This window comes from Bacteroides sp. 14(A) (assembly GCF_000526555.1).
Lineage (GTDB): Bacteria > Bacteroidota > Bacteroidia > Bacteroidales > Bacteroidaceae > Bacteroides > Bacteroides cellulosilyticus.
This window is the reverse complement of the sequence record NZ_JAGH01000001.1, coordinates 651,378-671,684: the sequence shown is the minus strand read 5'-3', so window position 1 is coordinate 671,684 and position 20,307 is coordinate 651,378. Positions and strand designations below refer to the sequence as shown.

General features: G+C 47.4%; 12 protein-coding genes and 1 CRISPR repeat array. All 12 genes read left to right on the top strand.

Going from position 1 to position 20,307, the window contains the following annotated elements; all coding sequences use genetic code 11:
- Positions 1-10 precede the first annotated feature (10 nt).
- The 12 genes from K429_RS30780 to K429_RS0102325 all read left to right on the top strand — a co-directional run bounded on the left by K429_RS30780 (position 11) and on the right by K429_RS0102325 (position 18,305).
- Positions 11-877, top strand: a complete 867-nt coding sequence (locus tag K429_RS30780; RefSeq protein ID WP_231501798.1) for a TonB-dependent receptor plug domain-containing protein — start codon at positions 11-13, stop codon at positions 875-877.
- Entirely contained in the window at positions 852-3,053 is a 2,202-nt protein-coding gene (locus tag K429_RS28365) for a SusC/RagA family TonB-linked outer membrane protein (protein ID WP_231501797.1), read from the top strand. The genes K429_RS30780 and K429_RS28365 overlap by 26 nt, the downstream gene beginning before the upstream one ends.
- A 24-nt stretch (positions 3,054-3,077) precedes the next feature.
- Positions 3,078-4,871, top strand: coding sequence for a RagB/SusD family nutrient uptake outer membrane protein (locus K429_RS0102375; protein WP_025725918.1), 1,794 nt, complete (start codon positions 3,078-3,080; stop codon positions 4,869-4,871).
- Between the two features lie 144 nt (positions 4,872-5,015).
- A complete protein-coding gene (gene dcuC, locus K429_RS0102370) occupies positions 5,016-6,404 on the top strand; it encodes a C4-dicarboxylate transporter DcuC (RefSeq protein WP_025725917.1) in 1,389 nt (462 codons plus the stop codon).
- A gap of 14 nt (positions 6,405-6,418) precedes the next feature.
- Positions 6,419-7,564: a beta-aspartyl-peptidase gene (gene iadA, locus K429_RS0102365; protein ID WP_025725916.1), complete on the top strand. Its 1,146-nt coding sequence runs from the start codon at positions 6,419-6,421 to the stop codon at positions 7,562-7,564.
- Positions 7,561-10,587, top strand: a complete 3,027-nt coding sequence (locus tag K429_RS0102360) for a M14 family zinc carboxypeptidase (protein ID WP_025725915.1) — start codon at positions 7,561-7,563, stop codon at positions 10,585-10,587. Before iadA ends, K429_RS0102360 begins: the two co-directional genes overlap by 4 nt.
- 174 nt (positions 10,588-10,761) lie before the next feature.
- Complete coding sequence (locus K429_RS0102355) at positions 10,762-12,237, top strand: sulfatase-like hydrolase/transferase (RefSeq protein ID WP_081750819.1); 1,476 nt, start codon at positions 10,762-10,764, stop codon at positions 12,235-12,237.
- 15 nt (positions 12,238-12,252) lie between these two features.
- Positions 12,253-13,836 (top strand): arylsulfatase, encoded by a 1,584-nt coding sequence (locus K429_RS0102350; RefSeq protein ID WP_025725913.1) that lies wholly within the window; start codon positions 12,253-12,255, stop codon positions 13,834-13,836.
- Between the two features lie 328 nt (positions 13,837-14,164).
- On the top strand, positions 14,165-15,013 hold the full coding sequence (locus K429_RS0102340) for a prephenate dehydratase (protein WP_025725912.1): 849 nt from the start codon (positions 14,165-14,167) through the stop codon (positions 15,011-15,013).
- Positions 14,988-16,169 carry a pyridoxal phosphate-dependent aminotransferase gene (locus tag K429_RS0102335; RefSeq protein WP_025725911.1) on the top strand — a complete coding sequence of 394 codons (1,182 nt, stop codon included), beginning with the start codon at positions 14,988-14,990 and terminating at the stop codon, positions 16,167-16,169. The genes K429_RS0102340 and K429_RS0102335 overlap by 26 nt, the downstream gene beginning before the upstream one ends.
- 215 nt (positions 16,170-16,384) lie before the next feature.
- Positions 16,385-17,452: a bifunctional 3-deoxy-7-phosphoheptulonate synthase/chorismate mutase type II gene (locus tag K429_RS0102330; protein WP_007210090.1), complete on the top strand. Its 1,068-nt coding sequence runs from the start codon at positions 16,385-16,387 to the stop codon at positions 17,450-17,452.
- 79 nt (positions 17,453-17,531) lie between these two features.
- The gene (locus K429_RS0102325) at positions 17,532-18,305 is read left to right on the top strand and encodes a prephenate dehydrogenase/arogenate dehydrogenase family protein (RefSeq protein ID WP_007218812.1); all 774 of its coding nucleotides are present in this window, start codon (positions 17,532-17,534) and stop codon (positions 18,303-18,305) included.
- Between the two features lie 247 nt (positions 18,306-18,552).
- Positions 18,553-20,059: direct repeats of the CRISPR family, unit length 47 nt; unit sequence GTTGTGATTTGCTTTCATTTTAGTATCTTTGAACCATAGGAAACAGT.
- Between the last annotated feature and the right edge of the window lie 248 nt (positions 20,060-20,307).

Here is a 20,307-nt window from a genome sequence, read left to right as displayed (position 1 = left end):
TAAACGAATCATGAAGAACAAAAGAAAAGAAAAACGCTCATGCAGACTCATTCTTGCCTGCTGCGCTTTGTTACTGTTCATTTCGGTAAATACATTTGCACAACAGCAAGTCACAGTCACCGGAAACGTGAAAGATGAAAAGGGAGAACCCATCATCGGAGCTAATGTCATTGTGAAAGGCACTGGTACAGGAAGTGTCACCAATGTAGAAGGAGACTTTTCATTGGCGAATGTACAGAATGGCGCCACTCTTGAAATCTCTTTTATCGGCTATCTGAATCAGGATGTGAAAGTCAACGGCACGAAACCCGTCAGCATTATCCTGAAGGAAGACACTAAGATGCTGGATGAGGTAGTAGTGGTAGGTTATGGTGTGCAGCGCAAGTCGGATATGACAGGTGCAGTTGCTTCCGTAAATACCAAAACACTGGAGAATCGCCCGCAGACCAACATCATCCAATCTTTGCAAGGTGCTGTACCGGGTCTGAATATCTCAGTGACCGGAACCAATGCGGAAGGTTCTTCCACCAAGACCCGCATCCGCGGCGAGAACTCCATCACGGCAGACAACAAACCACTGGTTATTCTGGACGGTATCCCCTTTGATGGTCCCTGGTCCGAAATCAATCCGAACGATATCGAATCCATTGAAGTATTGAAAGATGCTTCTTCGGCTGCCATCTACGGTGCCCGCGGTTCGAACGGTGTCATCCTCATCAGCTCCAAGAGAGGTGAAAAAGGCAAACTGACCGTATCCTACGACACCTACATCACCATTGACAATCCCATCAACTTCCCCAACCTTATGAATGGAGCAGAATTCTGGAAGTATAAGACGGAAGCATTGAAAGATGCCAACACCCACCCCGCCCACTGAAAGCAATCCCGAACCGTGGATGGGATCTATGACCGCTACAGAATTGCGTATGCACGAAGCCGGCATGGATACCGACTGGCTGGATCTGGCAACCCGCACCGGTTTCAAGCAGCAGCACAATATCTCTTTCCGTGGTGGCGTCAATAAGACCAACTATTTTGTCTCACTGAACTATACCGATGTGAAAGGTACTGCCGTAGGCAACCAATTCAAACGCTACAACATCCGTTTCAACCTCGATCAGGAGTTCACTTCCTGGTTTAAGTTCTCTACCAGCACCCAGTTGGGACGCTACGACCGAAGTGGCAGCAGTGCTTCTTTCTCCAGAGCATTCCGCATGAATCCCCTGGCAGAAGCTTATGACGAAGAAGGCAACATCCGTTCCGCCGCCTGGGAAGATTCCAGCGAAGCTTTCTCTGTAAACCCCTTAAGTAGCCTCAACAACAAGAGCAACGACATACGCTCTAAAGTCATCACCAACAACGTGGTAGAAATAAAGTTGCCGTTCGTCCCCGGACTCAGCTATAAGCTCAATACCGGCTATACGTACCAAAACAGTAGCTGGAAACAGTATCAGGGAATGGATACTTACTACGGCGCACGCTCCAACGGTATTCTGAACACCGACGACTGGCATTCACAAGAGTGGATTCTGGAAAACATCATCACTTATACCCGTGAATTCGGCAAGCACCGCATCTTCTTCACCGGTCTGTATTCTGCACAAAGCTACGAGAAGGAAGGCAACGGAATGGAAGGCAAAGACTTTCCGAACGATGTGATGTACTATTACCAGATATCCAAAGCCGCCACCATGTCCGGCAGTTCCAGCTATACCAAGCAAAACCACATCTCTCAGATGGCACGTCTGAACTACTCATACGACAGCCGTTACTTGTTGACACTGACTGCACGCCGTGACGGTTACTCCGCATTCGGCAGCCAATCCAAGTTCGGTGTATTCCCCTCCATGGCTATCGGTTGGAACATTTCCAATGAGCATTTCTTCCAGGCAAGCCCGTTGGCAAAAGTGGTGAGCAACCTGAAATACCGTCTGTCATGGGGTAAGAACGGTAACGAAGCGGTAGGCGCCTACACTACATTGCCTGACCTTTCCACCTTCAATTATCTGAAAGATGACCATACCCCAAACTACGGTTTCTATCCTTCCAAGCTGGCTTCTCCTTCGCTGGGATGGGAAACTACACAATCCATCAATACCGGTATCGACTTCCAACTGTGGAACGGACGTATCCAGGGAACATTCGACATGTACTGGTCGAAGACAAGCGACCTGTTGCTGAACCGCTCCATCCCCACCATCAACGGTACGGGAAACATTACCGAGAATATCGGTGAGACCAAGAACCGCGGTTTAGAGTTACAGATTACTTCCAACAACATTGCCAAGAAAGATTTCGACTGGTCCACTACCTTCAACCTGTCGCACTACAAGACAAAGATCGTGAATGTAGGTCTCTACGATGCCAACGGCAACCCCGTGGATGACATTGGTTCCAGATGGTTCATCGGCCAGCCCATCAGCGTGAACTACGACTACCGCTTCATCGGTATCTGGCAGATCACCGACCCGTCTAATCCGAACGGACAGCAAGACCCGAACTATCGCTACTCCATCCCCGGATATATGAAGTACCATGACAAGGACGGTGTGAACGACATCACCCCGGCAGACAAGGAAATCATCGGCTCGGCAATTCCTAAAGTAACAATGGGTATGACGAATACTTTCCGCTACAAGAATGTCAGTCTGAGCGTATTCCTCAATGCCCAACTGGGACAGACAGCCAATAACTGGCTTTACGACGTATCTCACAACTCCTATCGCCAGAACCGCCTCATGGTAGACTTCTGGACACCGGAGAATCCTACCAACAAGTACCCGAAAAACTCACTGGATACTTCTGTAAACCCGATGAGCGCAGGTTTCTACGAAAAGACCGACTTCCTCCGTGTGCAGGATGTCACGCTGGCCTACCGTGTTCCTCAACGTTGGTTAAAGAAGATTTCCCTGAACCGCCTCGAAGTATATATGAATATCAAGAACCTGGCAACCTGGACAAGCTGGACCGGCCTCGACCCGGAATTTATCAGCGACCAACAGTCCACTCCGCAGGTACGTTCATTCACATTCGGTCTGAAACTTGATTTATAAACCGTTAAAACAAAGAGAAACAGTATGAAAAAGCTAAAATATACACTGATAGCACTACTCGTGCTCTGCATGACCGGATGCAATGAATCCAGCTTCCTGGAAGAAGATCCGCGTGCTTCACTCTACCCTGAAAATCTGTTAGTAGATTACAGCGGGTTCCAATCCATGGTAACCAGCCTCTACGGAATGATGCGTAACGAATACCGCCGTGCCGATGCACTCGGTGGTGGTCTGCCGCTCGTTCTGCACTCTGCATGGGGTTGCGGTGTGGACAATTCATGGAGTAATAACTCACACAGCGACTTTAAATACATGTACTATCCGTCGCAAATCAACCAGACGGACTTGCAGATATTCCAGAACATCTTCCAATGGTGTTATCGCATCATCAATACGGCAAACATGGTGATTTCACGTGCCGAAGGCAGTGGCATCGACTGGAAAGGAACCGAAACCGAAGCTGCCGCCCACAAGAATAAGATCATTGCACAGGCCCGCTTCTTCCGCGCATGGGCTTACCGTCATCTGACGTATTCATTCGGTGCCGTACCTTTGTCCACCGAAGAAATTACAGGTATGAACTACCGTAACGACTGGGAGCGCAACTCCGTAGAATCCATCCGTGAAATCATGGAACAGGACTTTGCTTTCGCCATGAACAATTTACCGTTGCGTGAAGAAAGCAACAGCAAGATTTCAGGAGCCATGGCACGCCACTATCTGGGTGAACTATATCTGGCAATGGACCAGCCCTCCAAGGCAGTCGAAGTTTTGAAGCCACTGGCAGAAGGTTCCGAATACAGTTTGATAACCAACCGTTTCGGCAAGAACTCCGCCAATCCGGGCTGTCCGTTCATCGACGTATTCCGCACACCGATGTATGCGGACGGAAACACAGAGGTTTTATACGCTTTTGTCAACACGGAACCGGAAAATAGTGCTTTCGGTACAGCCGAGGTTTACATGAAGAGTACATATAAAAACTATTACTCCAACGACGGTGTCATCAACAAGAGCAACAAGTACGATCCCGACTATACAAGCGGTGCAGCCACTTGGCCTCAGGTGTTCTGGATAAACAACGGTGGTAAAGGTGCCGGACGTTGCGTGCCTTCAAGAGGTGCTTTCCGTCTCTACAACTATAAAGATCAGGGAACTCAGGACGACCGTGTATCCGATTATGCAGTGGTATGGACTATTAACGAGAAGGGTGCCGACGGCAAGATTACGGAATTCCTTAACAACGGTAAGATGGTGGTAGACACCACTGTAACCGCCGCTATGCTGGATGATAATAAGACAACCATCAAGAAGTATAACTGGCCCACTACCCGCAAATGGGATTACGTGGCACCGTTACTGGCAAATGGTGACAAGGATGGATGTTATCAGGATATTGTTTATCTCCGCCTCGCCGACACGTACTTGCTTTATGCGGAAGCCTTGCTGAAAAACAACCAGGCAGGTGAAGCCATCAAATGGATTAACAAGGTACGCAATCGTTCCAATGCAGTCAGCATCACAGAAGCTGAACTCACCGCAGGAGGCGTAGATTTCATTCTGGACGAACGTAGCCGTGAACTTCTTTCCGAAGAAGAACGCCGCCACACCCTGATTCGCGTAAGTCAGGAGAAAGGTGGAGATGAACGTGATGTGAACAATTACTTCAAACGTCGTATGCGACAGTTGAATGAGATTGCAGGACGCGATGCACGAGGCATGAATTCGTATGATACGCCTGTGTTGTTCCCGATTCCGCAAGAGTTCATTGATTCCAATACAGGTCGCCAGTTGGAGAATAATCCGGGGTACTTATAAGACAGTAGAACAATGATTAAATAGTGCTATCCCAATTCTCCTCCTCTCAAAAGGAGGAGAATTGAGACACTTCATTTAATTCATTCCTGTCCCATCCCCGATCACTCTTCAAAAAACAATTTATAACCCAGAACCAATCAGATTATGTCAGTCGTAGCCTTCCTCCTCTGTATATTGGTGACCGCCGTCACAGCTATTTACCTCTACCGGAAACTGAACCCGCAAGGAGTTTTGATGCTGGCCGGACTTGTAATGTTGACATTCGCCCTCATCCTCAATGTCCAACCCATCATTCCGGATAAATCCACCGGCAGCGTTGTTTTCGATTTGGTGAAAGTGGTGGAAGAAACATTCATCGGCAACCTGTCCCGCGCAGGACTGATGATTATGACCATCGGCGGCTATGTAGCCTTTATGAATCACATAAAAGCCACCAATGCCCTGGTGCACATCTCCATGAAACCGTTGGGGTTCTTTCGCCGTTATCCCTACCTGGCAGCTACCGTCACCATTCCCATTGGCCAGTTGCTCTTTATCACTACCCCCTCGGCAGCCGGATTAGGACTCTTGCTTGTCGCTTCCGTTTACCCCGTCCTCATCGGATTGGGAGTAAGCCGCCTCACCGCATTATCCGTCATTGCCGCCGCAACGCTGTTCGACCAGGGTCCCGGCTCGGCAAATACAGCCCTTGCCGCCGAACTTATCGACCAGACCAACGTAGCTTATTTCATTACCCACCAACTCCCATTGGTTATCCCTACCACTTTGGTAGTCATGACCCTGTTTTACTTCAACAATAGGTATTTCGATAAAAAAGAAGCCGCCAGGCAGAGCGCGGAAAATAGCGAAACAGCAGAAGTCCCGCAGACCTCTGCCAAACCGGATATTCCATTAACATTCGCCATGCTTCCCATACTTCCACTTGCGCTTCTCATTGTATTTTCGCCCTATGTGGGCCTGTTCCAGCCTCCCATAACGCTCAATACAACGACTGCCATGCTATTTTCCCTCTTTGTCTCACTCGTATTCGTAGGTTGCCACACACGCAATATACGGAAAACCTTTGACGCCTTCTCCAGCTTCTGGAAAGGGATGGGAAATGTCTTCGGAAGTGTCGTGACACTGATTGTTGCCTCCGAGATATTCTCCAAAGGACTGATTAGCCTCGGCTTCATCGACTCACTGGTAGATTACTCCACGCATATAGGACTTTCCGGCATTGCCATCGCAGCAGTCTTCGCCCTGATAATCTTCTGTGCGGCCATGCTGATGGGAAGCGGAAACGCGGCTTTCTTCTCGTTCGGCCCGTTGCTGCCCGGAATTGCCGGACAGTTGGGTATGCCTGCCTATTCCCTCGTGCTTCCCTTGCAGTTATCCGCCAGCATGGGGCGTGCCGCATCTCCCATAGCGGGAATCATTGTCGCCATTGCCGGTGTGGCGGGTGTATCGCCCATTGAACTGGCAAAGAGAAACACCCTGCCCCTTATAGGCAGCATCCTGTTCCTGATAGCTTATCATTTCATAACACTATAAAACAACTCCGAATCATGTTCACACTCATTAAAAATGCAAACTTATACTCTCCGGAGCATCTCGGCATGAACGACGTTCTACTGGCAGATGACAAAATAACCCTCATAGACCGGAAAATAGAATTGACCGGTATTCCGTTGAATACCATAGACGCCGGCGGGTGTGCCGTCACCCCCGGCTTTATCGACCAGCACGTCCACATCACCGGTGGCGGCGGACAAACCGGCTATGCTTCCTTAGTCCCCGACGTCTCCATGAGCGAACTGGTGGCTTGCGGAACCACCACCGTGGTAGGACTACTCGGCACGGACGGTTTCGTAAAAGAGCTGACCACCCTTTACGCCAAAACCAAAGCCCTGGAAGACGACGGCCTCAGTGCCTACATGCTTACCAGTTTCTACGGATTGCCTCCCAAAACACTGATGTCCTGCGTAGCCGACGATCTCATCTTCATCGACAAAGTGATTGGTTGCAAACTCGCCATGAGTGACGATCGCAGCGCTTTCCCCACCGAACTGGAGATACTGCGCCTCATCAACCAGGTACGCCTCGGCGGTTTCACTTCCGGCAAAGGAGGTATTCTGCATATTCATCTGGGAGCCTTGCCCGACGGTATCGCCCCGTTGCTGGATATCGCCCGCAAGTATCCCACACTGATTTCCTACCTCTCGCCCACCCACCTGATACGCACGGAAGCCTTATTCCGGCAAGCCGTAGAATTTGCCTGCATGGGTGGTATGGTAGATTTCTCCACCGGAGGAACCAAATTCGACGCTCCCCACCGCTGCGTCATGAAAGCCCTCAAAGCCCACGTGCCCCTCGACCGCATCACCTTCTCCAGTGACGGCCGTGGCGGAGTGCGCCGCACCAATCCCGAAACAGGAGAAACGACCTATCGACCCGCTCCCCTGCACCTCAACTTGCAGGAGATGACATTGCTCGTAAAAGAAGGCTTTCTGCCTCTGGAACAGGCGCTGACCCTTATCACCAGCAATCCGGCACGCAACCTCAAACTGCGCACCAAAGGCAGAATAGCCGCCGGTTTCGATGCCGACCTTTGTTTCCTTGATTCCGAACTTCAACTGACGCACGTCATAGCACGCGGCAAACTCGTCCTAAAAGACAAGGAAGTCATTAAAAAAGGGAGGTATGAAGAATGAAAAGATTAATTCTACTTCTTGTTATTGTTTTTCTGGGCACCGGACTCCGTGCCGCCTCCGTGCTTCCCGTAGGTGAAGGCAAGTTCACCTACAAAGACTATCCTCCCTTTGCCAACCGTCCGGTAGATGTGCACTACTACATTCCGGCTTCGGGCGATGTGCGCCGTATGCCCATTGTTTTTGTCTTCGAAGGTGCCGACCGCGGTTACACTTATCTACTCAAAGCCTGGAAGCAGGAGGCAGAGAAGCATAAATTCATGGTCTTCATTCCCCACTTCGATTTGGAGAGGTTTCCTTTACCCGATTATCAGGAAATCGGTGTCATGGACGATAAGGATCATACGATACGTCCGGCTGAAAAGCGAACTCCGGCACTGGTTGATAAAATCTTCGAGTACGTCCGCCAATCTTCAGGTAGTGAACGGAAAGGATATATGATTTACGGTCACTCAGCCGGAGGGCAGTTTGTGCAGCGTTTCATGCTTTTCCATGACAGCCCGTATGTGGAGAAAGCTGTTATCGGTAGTCCGGGATGGTACACTTTCCCCGATGCTTCGCAAGATTTTCCCTACGGAGTACGCAACATTCCGTATGTCACCCCCGAAACAATCAGGAAGTATCTTGCCAAACCGATTATCCTCCAACTGGCTACGGGAGACACCATCCGTGAATCGTATTTAAGGAAGACTCCCGAAGCCGAAGCACAGGGATGCAATCGTTACGAGCGTGGCAATCAGTTCTACCAATACCTCCACCGGATAGCAGCCGAACACAACTGGCCCTGCAACTGGCAGAAAATAGAAGAACAAGGCATCGGACACCACTCCACCGGAATGGGCAGACGTGCCGTTCCTGTCATGTTGGGAGACTCTCTCCGCGCGCTGTTCATAGGTAACAGCTACACACAATACAACCGTTTAGTCCGACAAGTGCAGGCCCTTGCCGCCTCCACCGGTCACAAGCTTTCTGTAAAATTAGTGGAACACGGCGGCTGGACATTGAAGAAACATGCCGCCAACCCTGAAACCCTGGATGCCATTCGTGAAGGAAACTGGGATTTCGTCATCCTGCAAGACCAAAGTAAAGCGCCTGCCCGCGAAAAGGAATGGGTACGGGAGAATGTGTACAAGCCCGCCCACTCCCTCGACAGCTTGCGCCGCCTCTACAATCCGAAAGGAAAAACCGTCTTCTACATGACCTGGGGACACGACATCGACACGTATGCCGAAATGCAACAACGACTGGCTGAAAGTTATTTGGAGATGACCGCACAACTGAATGCCTGGTGTGCCCCCGTCGGCATCGCCTGGAAGCGTGTCCGCACGGAAAATCCAAGCATCACGCTTTACAACAACGATCACAGCCACCCTTCCCGACAGGGTTCTTATCTTGTCGCCAATGTATTCTGTAGCGTATTTTTTCAGAAACCCTATACAGGTACTTATTATGCCGGACTGCTCGAAGAGGAAGCACTCTATCTGCAACGCATTGCGCAAGAAACCGTATTCAGCAACTCTTCTCTTTGGAATATCCAACCCACGGTGCAGCCGGAAGAGGTAACCCGCCGTTTCTATCCCGAACCAGAGCAGCAATATTCCACTCCCACCCTCGGCAAGCCGCTTGAAGAAGGTCTGGCTTCCTTGTTCGAGATAAACAGGTATTTGAAGGATTTAGCCAACAGGCATCCCGATAAGTTTACGCTATCCAATATAGGAAAGACTCCACAGGGCAGGGATATCCCCGTGCTCTATTTCGGAACTCCCAACGAGAAAAAGAAAATAAGAGTCTGGATACAGGCAGGACTGCACGGTAACGAACCTGCCGGGCCGGAAGCAACCTGTATGCTTACCGATTATTTACTGAATACTCCTGAAGGTGCCGAACTGTTGAAAAAGGTTTCTCTTGCGCTTGTACCTGTAGCCAATACGGATGGTTATGCCATGCAAAGCCGTAAATCAGGCAGTGGGTATGATTTGAACCGGGATCAAAGTAAACTTGCCGATCCGGTGACTCTTCTTCTTAAAAAAGCGTACAAGGAATGGAACCCCGAAATAGCGCTGGACATCCACGAATTCAATCCTTTCCGCAAGGAGTTTGAATTGCTGCGGGGTACTAAAGCAGCTACGGCCGCCGATGTCCTTTTCCTACCCAGCGGGCATTTGAACATCCCTGCCGGAATACGTACACTTTCCAACGGCTTATTCCGTGAAGAAGCAGAGAAGACATTGGAGGTTAACGGTTATCATTCAGGCTTTTACTTTACACCCAGTGTCAGGAATGATAGTTTGTATGCAATGAAAGATGCCAAGAGCCCGCAATCCAGTTCCACGTTTCAGGGGCTTACCAATGCGGTATCTCTATTCATAGAAATCCGTGGAATAGGATTGGGAAAAGCGTGTTTTACCCGTCGTGCAGAATGTGGTTTTCTGGTATCCCGCAGTCTTTTGGAAACAGCGGCTCTTCATTCAAAAGAAGTAAGAAGTGAGATACGAAAGGCCGTAAAAGAGACTTGCAGCGGAAAGAGTGATATATCCATCACTTTTCAATCTGCACGGACAGAGCTTCCCGTTACTTTTATTGACCTTGCCAAGAACGAACGCTTTACGGAGCCTCTGCCTACTTTCGATGCGCTTCAACTGAAAGCTGAGTTAGTACGCAAACGTCCCAAAGGATATATTCTGCCGGATACCTGCCGGATGCAAGCTGAGAAATTGCGGGCTTTAGGAATAGAGGTAGAAGAGATAGGAAAACCCTTCACTGCCACCGTAGAGAAGTATATGGTTACCGGATACAAGAAAGCTACCAAGGAATGGGAAAAGATTTATCCGGTCACAGTATCTACACGGATGATAAAGGAAAAAAAGATCTTCCCGGCAGGTTGTTTCATGATTCGTCTTTCACAGAAGAATGCGAACCTTGCGGTAACGCTGTTAGAACCGGAGTCCGTGAATGGCTTTGTCAATTTCGAGGTGGTTCATGCGGAGTTTGGGAAAGAGTTGCCGATATACAGGAAAGGTTTCTAACTCTATTCCGACTCATTGCGCATTGATGGAATTAGTTCATTACAAAGCTATGGACTATCGGCAACCTCACAATTGCAGAAGATTGAGACAACAGCAATAGTGTTTGATACAAAACTACAAACGCTCCTAAGATAAATGGCGTAATTTTGGGCATTTAATTTTAATTTATTTGTCATGAAACACACACTATTATCCAGTTTGGTAGCAAGTTCAGTATTAGCTATTCCGCAAACTTTATTTTCCGCAACAGTTGAAGAGAACAGCCCAAGCACACAAACCAAGCCGAATGTTCTTTTTATATTTGTTGATGACCTGACCTATGACGGATTGAATATTCTCGGCAACAGTGAGATTATATCTCCCAATCTCGATAAGCTGATATCAAACGGAGTACGATTCTCCAATACATATATTATGGGTGGTTGGAATGGCGCTATCAGCATCGCCAGCCGCTCACAGCTGATAACCGGTCGTTATATTTGGAATACCCACAAAGCCGAAAGTCAAAAATACGAAGCAGAACTTGCCAATGGAGAGATGTGGCCGCAAGTAATGAAACAAGCAGGCTATAAAACGTTTCAAACTGGAAAGTGGCACATGAAATCCGTCACCGCACAGCAGCTATTTGACAAAAGTGTGAAAGTCAGAGGTGGCATGCCCAAAGATACCAAAGACGCCTATAACCGTCCTCAAAGCAAAGAAGATAATACCTGGCTTCCCTGGGATAAATCAAAAGGCGGATATTGGAGTGAAGGAAAACACTGGAGTGAAATATTGGCCGACGAAACAATAACATATATGGAAGAGAACAAAGATTCTAAAGAGCCTTTGTTCATGTTCTGTGCCTTTAATGCCCCGCATGATCCGCGTCAGGCCCCAAAAGAATATGTAGATATGTATGATGTGGATAAAATTTCGGTGCCCCAAAACTTCCTGCCTGTCCATCCGCTTGGCGAACAAATGAAATCCGGTAAAAACTTGCGTGATGAGCAACTTGCTCCATTTCCCCGCACCCACTACTCCGTACAAAAACATCGCCAGGAATATTATGCATTGATTACTCACATGGATGCTCAAGTAGGGCGTATCATAGAAGCATTGAAAAAAAATGATTTGGATAAGAATACGTTAATTGTCTTTGCTTCGGATAATGGTCTGTCGGTGGGGCATCATGGCCTTATCGGCAAACAAAGTATGTACGACCACAGTGCAAAAGTGCCACTGGCGTTTTGCGGGTTAGGTTTGCCTAAAGGTGAAGTTCGCGATCAGTTAATCTATCTGCAAGACTTGGTACCTACTGTTTATGATTTGGTAGGTATCAAGAAACCCAATCATTTGGAATTCATCTCCCAAATCAACGCTTTGAAGAGCTCCAAGGCTTCTTCCCATCGCAAAGCCATCTATTCCGCTTATCTGCAAGAAGCCCAGCGAATGGTAACAGACGGACATTACAAGCTATTCTTTATCCCTGCCTCCAAAGATGCCTATCTGTTTGATTTAGAAAAAGATCCACAAGAAACTAATAACTTATTTGGCTCTCCTCAATACAAAAGGATAGTAAAGAGATTATGTGCTGAATATCAGAAGTTATCTAAAGAAAGTGGAGATACATTTAACTTAGCAGCAATATATCCTGAATTGTTTCAATAAATACTGTGCTTTTTTATGAAGAAATTATCTTATTTTGGATTGCTGTCTATTCCTATGTGCCTTGGACAGCATGTGTCTGCACAAACCGCAGAACAAGCAAAGTCAGCATCCCAACAAAAGCCGAACATCATTTTCATCCTCGCCGATGACATGGGCTATGGAGATGTCTCCGCCTACAACAAAGACTCTCATATCCAAACCCGCCACATCGACCAGATGGCCGCCAACGGCGTAATGTTCACCGATGCCCATTCTTGTTCAGCCGTCAGCACCCCCACCCGCTATGGCATCCTCACAGGGCGCTACAACTGGCGTTCCAGCCTCAAAAGCGGTGTACTCTACGGCTACTCCCACCCTATCATCCCCACCACCCGCAGCACCATGGCATCCATGCTGAAAGCAAACGGATATACCACCGCCTGCATCGGCAAATGGCATTTAGGCTGGAACTGGGGCACAAAACCGGGACATGAGAAACCCGGCGCCAACGCCCTCAACGACGAAGACGTAGACTACTCCAAACCCATCACCAACGGTCCTGCCGACTTAGGCTTCGACTACTTCTACGGCTTCTGCGGCTCCCTCGACATGGCCCCCTATGTATATATAGAAAACCGCCAGTCCACCACCACTCAAATAGGCACCGTACCCGCAGGAAAGAAACCGGGCTTCTGGCGTGCAGGCGCCATAGCCAACGACTTCAACCACCAGGACTGTCTGCCCAACCTGACCCACCGCGCAGTAGACTACATCAACCGCCACGCACAAGACGAACGCCCCTTCTTCCTCTATCTGCCCCTGCCCGCCCCGCATACCCCCATCCTGCCCACCGAAACCTTCAAAGGAAAAACCGGACTGGGTGATTACGGTGACTTCGTCCTGATGGTGGACGATGTAGTGGGACAAGTGCGCGAAGCCCTGCGACGCAACGGTATAGACTCCAGTACCATCGTAGTTTTCACCACCGACAACGGTTGCTCTCCCGCCGGAGGTATCCCTGAGATGGCCGCTAAAGGGCATCATGCCAACTACATCTGGCGAGGCATGAAAGCCGATCTCTTCGACGGCGGTCACCGCGTACCCACCATCGTGGAATGGGCCAACGGTGCAGGCCGAGGCACTTGTACACAAACCGTCTGCCTCAACGACTTCTACGCTTCTTTTGCCGCCCTCAACCATTATCCCCTGAAAGATAACGAAGCGGAAGATAGCTACAACATTCTTCCCCTCATCCGGAATCCGCACCACACGCCAACCATCCGTGAAGCCACCGTGCACCACTCCATCCGCGGAGAGTTTGCCATCCGTAAAGGAGACTGGAAACTGTTGTGTTCCCCCAGTTCCGGCGGTTGGAGCTATCCCAAGCCGGGTGTGGACAAGGAAGCCATTGCCCAGCTCCCACCGATACAACTCTATAATATGAAAGACGATCCCACCGAAAGCAAAAATGTCTATCAGGAACATCCCGAAATAGTCAGCGAGCTGAAAGACCTGTTGCAAAAGTACATCCGCGAAGGCCGTAGCACTCCGGGCAAGGCACAGCCCAACGATGCCGTGAACAAATGGGAGCAAATCAAGGGAATCATGCACGACGATTGATGGATTTCCGGCAGAAAAAGACAACCGGAAGCACTCGTCTGAAAGCTAATTTTGAAGAAGAAATAAAAAAAATATCATTTTTTGCTTGCATATAAGAGAAAAGTATTACTTTTGCCACGAAATTAAAAACAAAAAGAAAACGAAAGTATGAATTTGTTTACTTATACATATTACTTCTTTTTTTACTTTTACTTTAGCCAGAAAGTAGAGCGGGAGTTTGTATGTGTCAAGTGACAGTGATGCTTAAGAACTGAATAGAGAACTAAAGTAATATACTTAATCCCGCTCCATTGTATGGAAGCGGGATTTTTTATTTTAAAGAAACAGTATGAAAAGAATAGCCATTCAAGGAACATTAGGGTCGTATCACGACATTGCCGCACACAAGTACTTCGAAGGAGAAGAAATAGAGTTAATCTGTTGCGCTACTTTTGAGGACGTGTTTGCAGCCGTGAAGAAGGACAGCAAGACCATAGGAATGTTGGCAATAGAGAATACCATTGCAGGTAGCCTGTTGCACAACAACGAGTTGCTGCGGCAGAGCGGAACACAAATCATAGGCGAATACAAACTACGCATTTCACACAGCTTTGTCTGCCTGCCCGATGAGGACTGGAACGATCTGACGGAAGTCAACTCCCACCCCATCGCACTGATGCAATGCCGCGAGTTCCTTGCCCAGCACCCGAAGATGAAAGTAGTGGAAGCGGAAGACACCGCCCTCAGCGCCGAAATCATCAAGCGGGAAAATCTGAAAGGACACGCTGCCATCTGTTCCAAGGCCGCTGCCGAGCGTTACGGCATGAAGGTGTTGCAGGAAGGCATCGAAACAAACAAGCACAACTTCACCCGTTTTCTGGTAGTTGCCGATCCTTGGCAAGTAGACGAAATACGCCGCCATCCACACCCGGAAACCAACAAGGCAAGCATGGTATTCACACTGCCCCACACGGAAGGGAGCCTCTCGCAAGTACTGTCCATTCTTTCGTTCTACAGCATCAACCTGACCAAAATACAGTCACTGCCCATCATCGGGCGGGAATGGGAATACCAATTTTACGTAGATGTCGCTTTCGACAACCTACTGAGATATAAACAATCCATCGCGGCCATCACACCGCTAACCAAAGAACTTAAAATATTAGGCGAATATGCAGACGGAAAATCAAACATCTAAGATCAAGCCCGCCGACCGGTTGGCCAGCGTGAGCGAATACTACTTCTCCAAGAAGTTGAAAGAGGTGGCACAAATGAATGCCGAAGGAAAAGACGTAATCAGCCTCGGAATCGGCAGCCCCGACATGCCTCCCTCGGAAGCAACCATACAGACCCTGTGCCGCGAAGCACAAAACCCTGACGGACACGGTTATATGCCTTATGTCGGTATCCCCGAACTTCGCCGCAGCTTTGCCGCTTGGTATAAGAAATGGTACGGCGTGGAGCTGAATCCTAATACTGAGATACAGCCGCTCATCGGCTCAAAAGAAGGTATCCTGCACGTCACACTGGCCTTCGTCAATCCGGGCGAACAGGTATTGGTTCCCAATCCGGGCTATCCCACTTATACCTCATTGAGCAAGATACTGGGCGCGGAAGTCATCAACTACAACCTGAAAGAGGAAAACGGCTGGATGCCCGACTTCGACGAACTGGAAAAGATGGACATGAGCCGCGTAAAGCTGATGTGGACCAACTATCCGAACATGCCGACCGGAGCTAACGCCACCCCGGAACTTTATGCAAAGCTGGTGGACTTTGCACGCCGCAAGGACATCGTGATTGTAAACGATAACCCGTACAGCTTCATCCTGAACGACCACCCCCTCAGCATCCTCAGTGTGCCGGGCGCCAAAGAGTGTTGCATCGAGTTCAACTCCATGAGCAAGAGCCACAATATGCCGGGCTGGCGTATCGGTATGCTGGCAAGCAACGCCGACTTTGTGCAATGGATCCTGAAAGTGAAGAGCAACATCGACAGCGGTATGTTCCGCGCCATGCAACTGGCAGCCGCCAACGCCTTGGAAGCCGAACAGGAATGGTACGACGGAAATAACAAGAACTACCGCAACCGCCGCCATCTGGCAGGGGAAATCATGCACGCACTGGGATGTACATACGATGAAAAACAGGTAGGTATGTTCCTTTGGGGAAAAATTCCCGATAGCTGTGCCGACGTTGAAGAACTGACTGAAAAGGTGTTGCATAACGCACGCGTATTTATCACGCCTGGATTTATCTTCGGAAGTAACGGAAAACGGTATATCCGCATCTCGCTTTGCTGCAAAGACCATAAATTGGAAGAGGCATTGAAGCGCATCAGGGAGATGAAGTAATATATTTACAAAAAAGAGCTCCTGTAACACAATCCACTCACCGTTTTAAAAAACGTGCCCGACGTTTTTAAAGAATAAGGGCAACGTTTTTAAAAAACGAGGCCTGTATTTATTAACACGTTCGAAAGGCTTTATCGACGGGGGTTGCAGAGGGTTCAGAAGACACTGAGAAATATCTATACAATAAAAATATAATTGAACAAAAATAAAAGAATATGGAACTTGAATTAGAATCGATTTTGCTGCCGGGTATTGAGGACAAACGTCCCATGGTAATTGCAGGTCCTTGCAGCGCCGAAACAGAAGAACAAGTAATGTGCACCGCCAAGCAACTGGCCGAAAAGGGAATGAAGATATTCCGTGCCGGAATCTGGAAACCGCGTACCAAACCGGGTGGTTTCGAAGGTGTAGGCGTAGACGGTCTGGCATGGCTGAAAGAGGTTAAGAAAGAAACCGGAATGTACGTTTCTACCGAAGTAGCCACCTCAAAGCATGTATACGAGTGTCTGAAAGCAGGTATCGATATCCTTTGGATTGGCGCACGCACCACTGCCAATCCGTTTGCCATGCAGGAAATAGCCGATGCACTGAAGGGTGTGGATATTCCTGTGTTTGTGAAGAATCCGGTAAACCCGGATCTGGAACTCTGGATCGGTGCCCTGGAACGTATCAACAATGCCGGTCTGAAACGTCTGGCAGCCATCCACCGCGGTTTCAGCAGTTACGACAAGAAGTTGTACCGCAATCTGCCGCAATGGCATATCCCCATCGAGTTGCGTCGCCGCATCCCGAACCTGCCGATCATCTGCGATCCCAGCCACATCGGTGGTAAGCGCGAACTCATCGCACCGCTTTGCCAGCAGGCTATGGACCTCGGTTTCAACGGTCTGATTATCGAAAGTCACTGCAACCCCGACTGTGCATGGAGTGATGCTTCGCAGCAAGTGACTCCGGACGTACTGGATTACATCCTGAATCTACTCGTCATCCGTAAAGAGACACAGACCACGGAAAACCTCAGCGAACTGCGCAAGCAGATTGACGAGTGCGACAACAACCTGATGCAGGAACTTGCCAAACGTATGCGTGTGGCACGTGAAATCGGTACGTTCAAGAAAGAACACGATATGACGATTCTGCAAACGGGACGTTACAATGAAATTCTGGATAAACGCGGCTCACAAGGTGTGCTTCTGGGCGTGGATTCGGAATTTATCAAGAAGGTATTCGAACTGATACACGAGGAAAGTGTGAGGCAACAAATGGAAATTATAAACAAGTGATTAGCGACTGGTGATAAGTGATTAATGGCTACGCTATCTTTCACTTATCACTAATCATTAATACCTAAACACTAAATTTATGCGTATTTTAATACTCGGAGCCGGCAAGATGGGCTCTTTCTTTACAGATATTCTAAGTTTCCAACATGAAACGGCAGTGTTCGACGTGAATCCGCACCAGTTGCGTTTTGTCTATAACACGTATCGTTTCACCACGTTGGAAGAGATAAAGGACTTCGAACCGGAGTTGGTAATCAATGCCGCCACGGTGAGATATACGCTGGACGCATTCCGCAAGGTGCTGCCTGTGCTGCCCAAGGATTGTATCATCAGTGATATCGCCTCGGTGAAGACGGGATTGAAGAAATTCTATGAGGAAAGTGGCTTTCGTTATGTATCGTCGCATCCGATGTTTGGCCCTACGTTTGCCAGCCTCAGCAATCTGAGCAGCGAGAATGCTATCATCATCAGTGAAGGTGACCACCTGGGAAAAATTTTCTTCAAAGACCTTTACCAGACGCTCCGCCTCAATATCTTCGAATATACTTTCGACGAACATGATGAGACGGTAGCTTATTCTCTGTCTATTCCTTTTGTCTCTACGTTTGTTTTTGCAGCGGTGATGAAGCACCAGGAGGCTCCGGGTACTACGTTCAAGAAGCATATGGCTATTGCCAAGGGTTTGCTGAGTGAGGATGATTACTTGCTTCAGGAAATTCTCTTTAATCCGCGCACTCCCTCGCAAGTGGAAAATATTCGTCTGGAGCTGAAGAATTTGCTGGAAATTATCAGTACGAAGGATGCGGAAGGGATGAAGCAGTATCTGACGAAGATTAGGGAGAAGATAAAATAGATAGGTGGGATTAAGGGATTGGAGAGAGAAGAGGGTACGGAAAAGGAAGTGGGGCTTCTCTCTTCAATTCGTTAATAAAGAGAGGGGATGATATTTAGGATTGGGGGAGCATACTTATTTCTAAAATTATTTAAAATGTTGAATCTTGGCAGGAATTATATACAATTCTGTTGTGATTTGTTTCTCATCTTTGTATTTTTGAACCATTAGAAACAGCCTGTTGGCGTAGATACGAATATGCTCGATTGTTGTGATTTGTTTTCATTTTAGTATCTTTGAACCATAGGAAACAGTGGATTTATCCCTTATGTTGGAGCACTTGTGGTTGTGATTTGCTTTCATTTTAGTATCTTTGAACCATAGGAAACAGTGGCATTACTATGAAGATGGAGTCTGCCGAGTTGTGATTTGCTTTCATTTTAGTATCTTTGAACCATAGGAAACAGTTTGGTGCGTATCGTGAAGAGGTGAAACTTGGTTGTGATTTGCTTTCATTTTAGTATCTTTGAACCATAGGAAACAGTCCGTCAGGCGGCTGCCGTGATAAACAAATAGTTGTGATTTGCTTTCATTTTAGTATCTTTGAACCATAGGAAACAGTGGACATTTGAATAATAATATACAATGGAAAGTTGTGATTTGCTTTCATTTTAGTATCTTTGAACCATAGGAAACAGTGCAACTTACTGCAGTGTTGGATGATCTTTCGTTGTGATTTGCTTTCATTTTAGTATCTTTGAACCATAGGAAACAGTGCAACTTACTGCAGTGTTGGATGATCTTTCGTTGTGATTTGCTTTCATTTTAGTATCTTTGAACCATAGGAAACAGTAATAGAATCTATTTCAAGCTTCCATTTTCCGTTGTGATTTGCTTTCATTTTAGTATCTTTGAACCATAGGAAACAGTGGAGAAAAATTTGAGAATACTCCCATGCTGGTTGTGATTTGCTTTCATTTTAGTATCTTTGAACCATAGGAAACAGTTAAAGATATGTGCCTGAAGAATAAGTTGGCGTTGTGATTTGCTTTCATTTTAGTATCTTTGAACCATAGGAAACAGTACTAAGAACCCGGACACCCTCTTATTCAAGGTTGTGATTTGCTTTCATTTTAGTATCTTTGAACCATAGGAAACAGTTCGGATGAGTGGGCGAACAGTGTACTTGACGTTGTGATTTGCTTTCATTTTAGTATCTTTGAACCATAGGAAACAGTAGGCAAGGGACTCTCAGCAAACGACTTTACGTTGTGATTTGCTTTCATTTTAGTATCTTTGAACCATAGGAAACAGTCACGTCCGCAAATAGCATATAAGCGTTGCTGTTGTGATTTGCTTTCATTTTAGTATCTTTGAACCATAGGAAACAGTATAATTACCAGAATAAGAAGTATGATATAGTTGTGATTTGCTTTCATTTTAGTATCTTTGAACCATAGGAAACAGTAGGCAAGGGACTCTCAGCAAACGACTTTACGTTGTGATTTGCTTTCATTTTAGTATCTTTGAACCATAGGAAACAGTGAAAAGAAGATATTTGAACTGACCGAGAAGTTGTGATTTGCTTTCATTTTAGTATCTTTGAACCATAGGAAACAGTTGAGCCGCCAGTATGTCCTCTACACAGCGAGTTGTGATTTGCTTTCATTTTAGTATCTTTGAACCATAGGAAACAGTTAAAATTTTGGGATAAGAAAACACCTGAGCGTTGTGATTTGCTTTCATTTTAGTATCTTTGAACCATAGGAAACAGTCTTTCTTTTCCGTTTATTATATCAACTACAGTTGTGATTTGCTTTCATTTTAGTATCTTTGAACCATAGGAAACAGTTTATCTTGAAAACTGCATATCAGTTTGGTTGTTGTGATTTGCTTTCATTTTAGTATCTTTGAACCATAGGAAACAGTAATTTAAAAACGTTTATGGTGATAGCGTTGTTGTGATTTGCTTTCATTTTAGTATCTTTGAACCATAGGAAACAGTCGGGCAATACTTCACGTC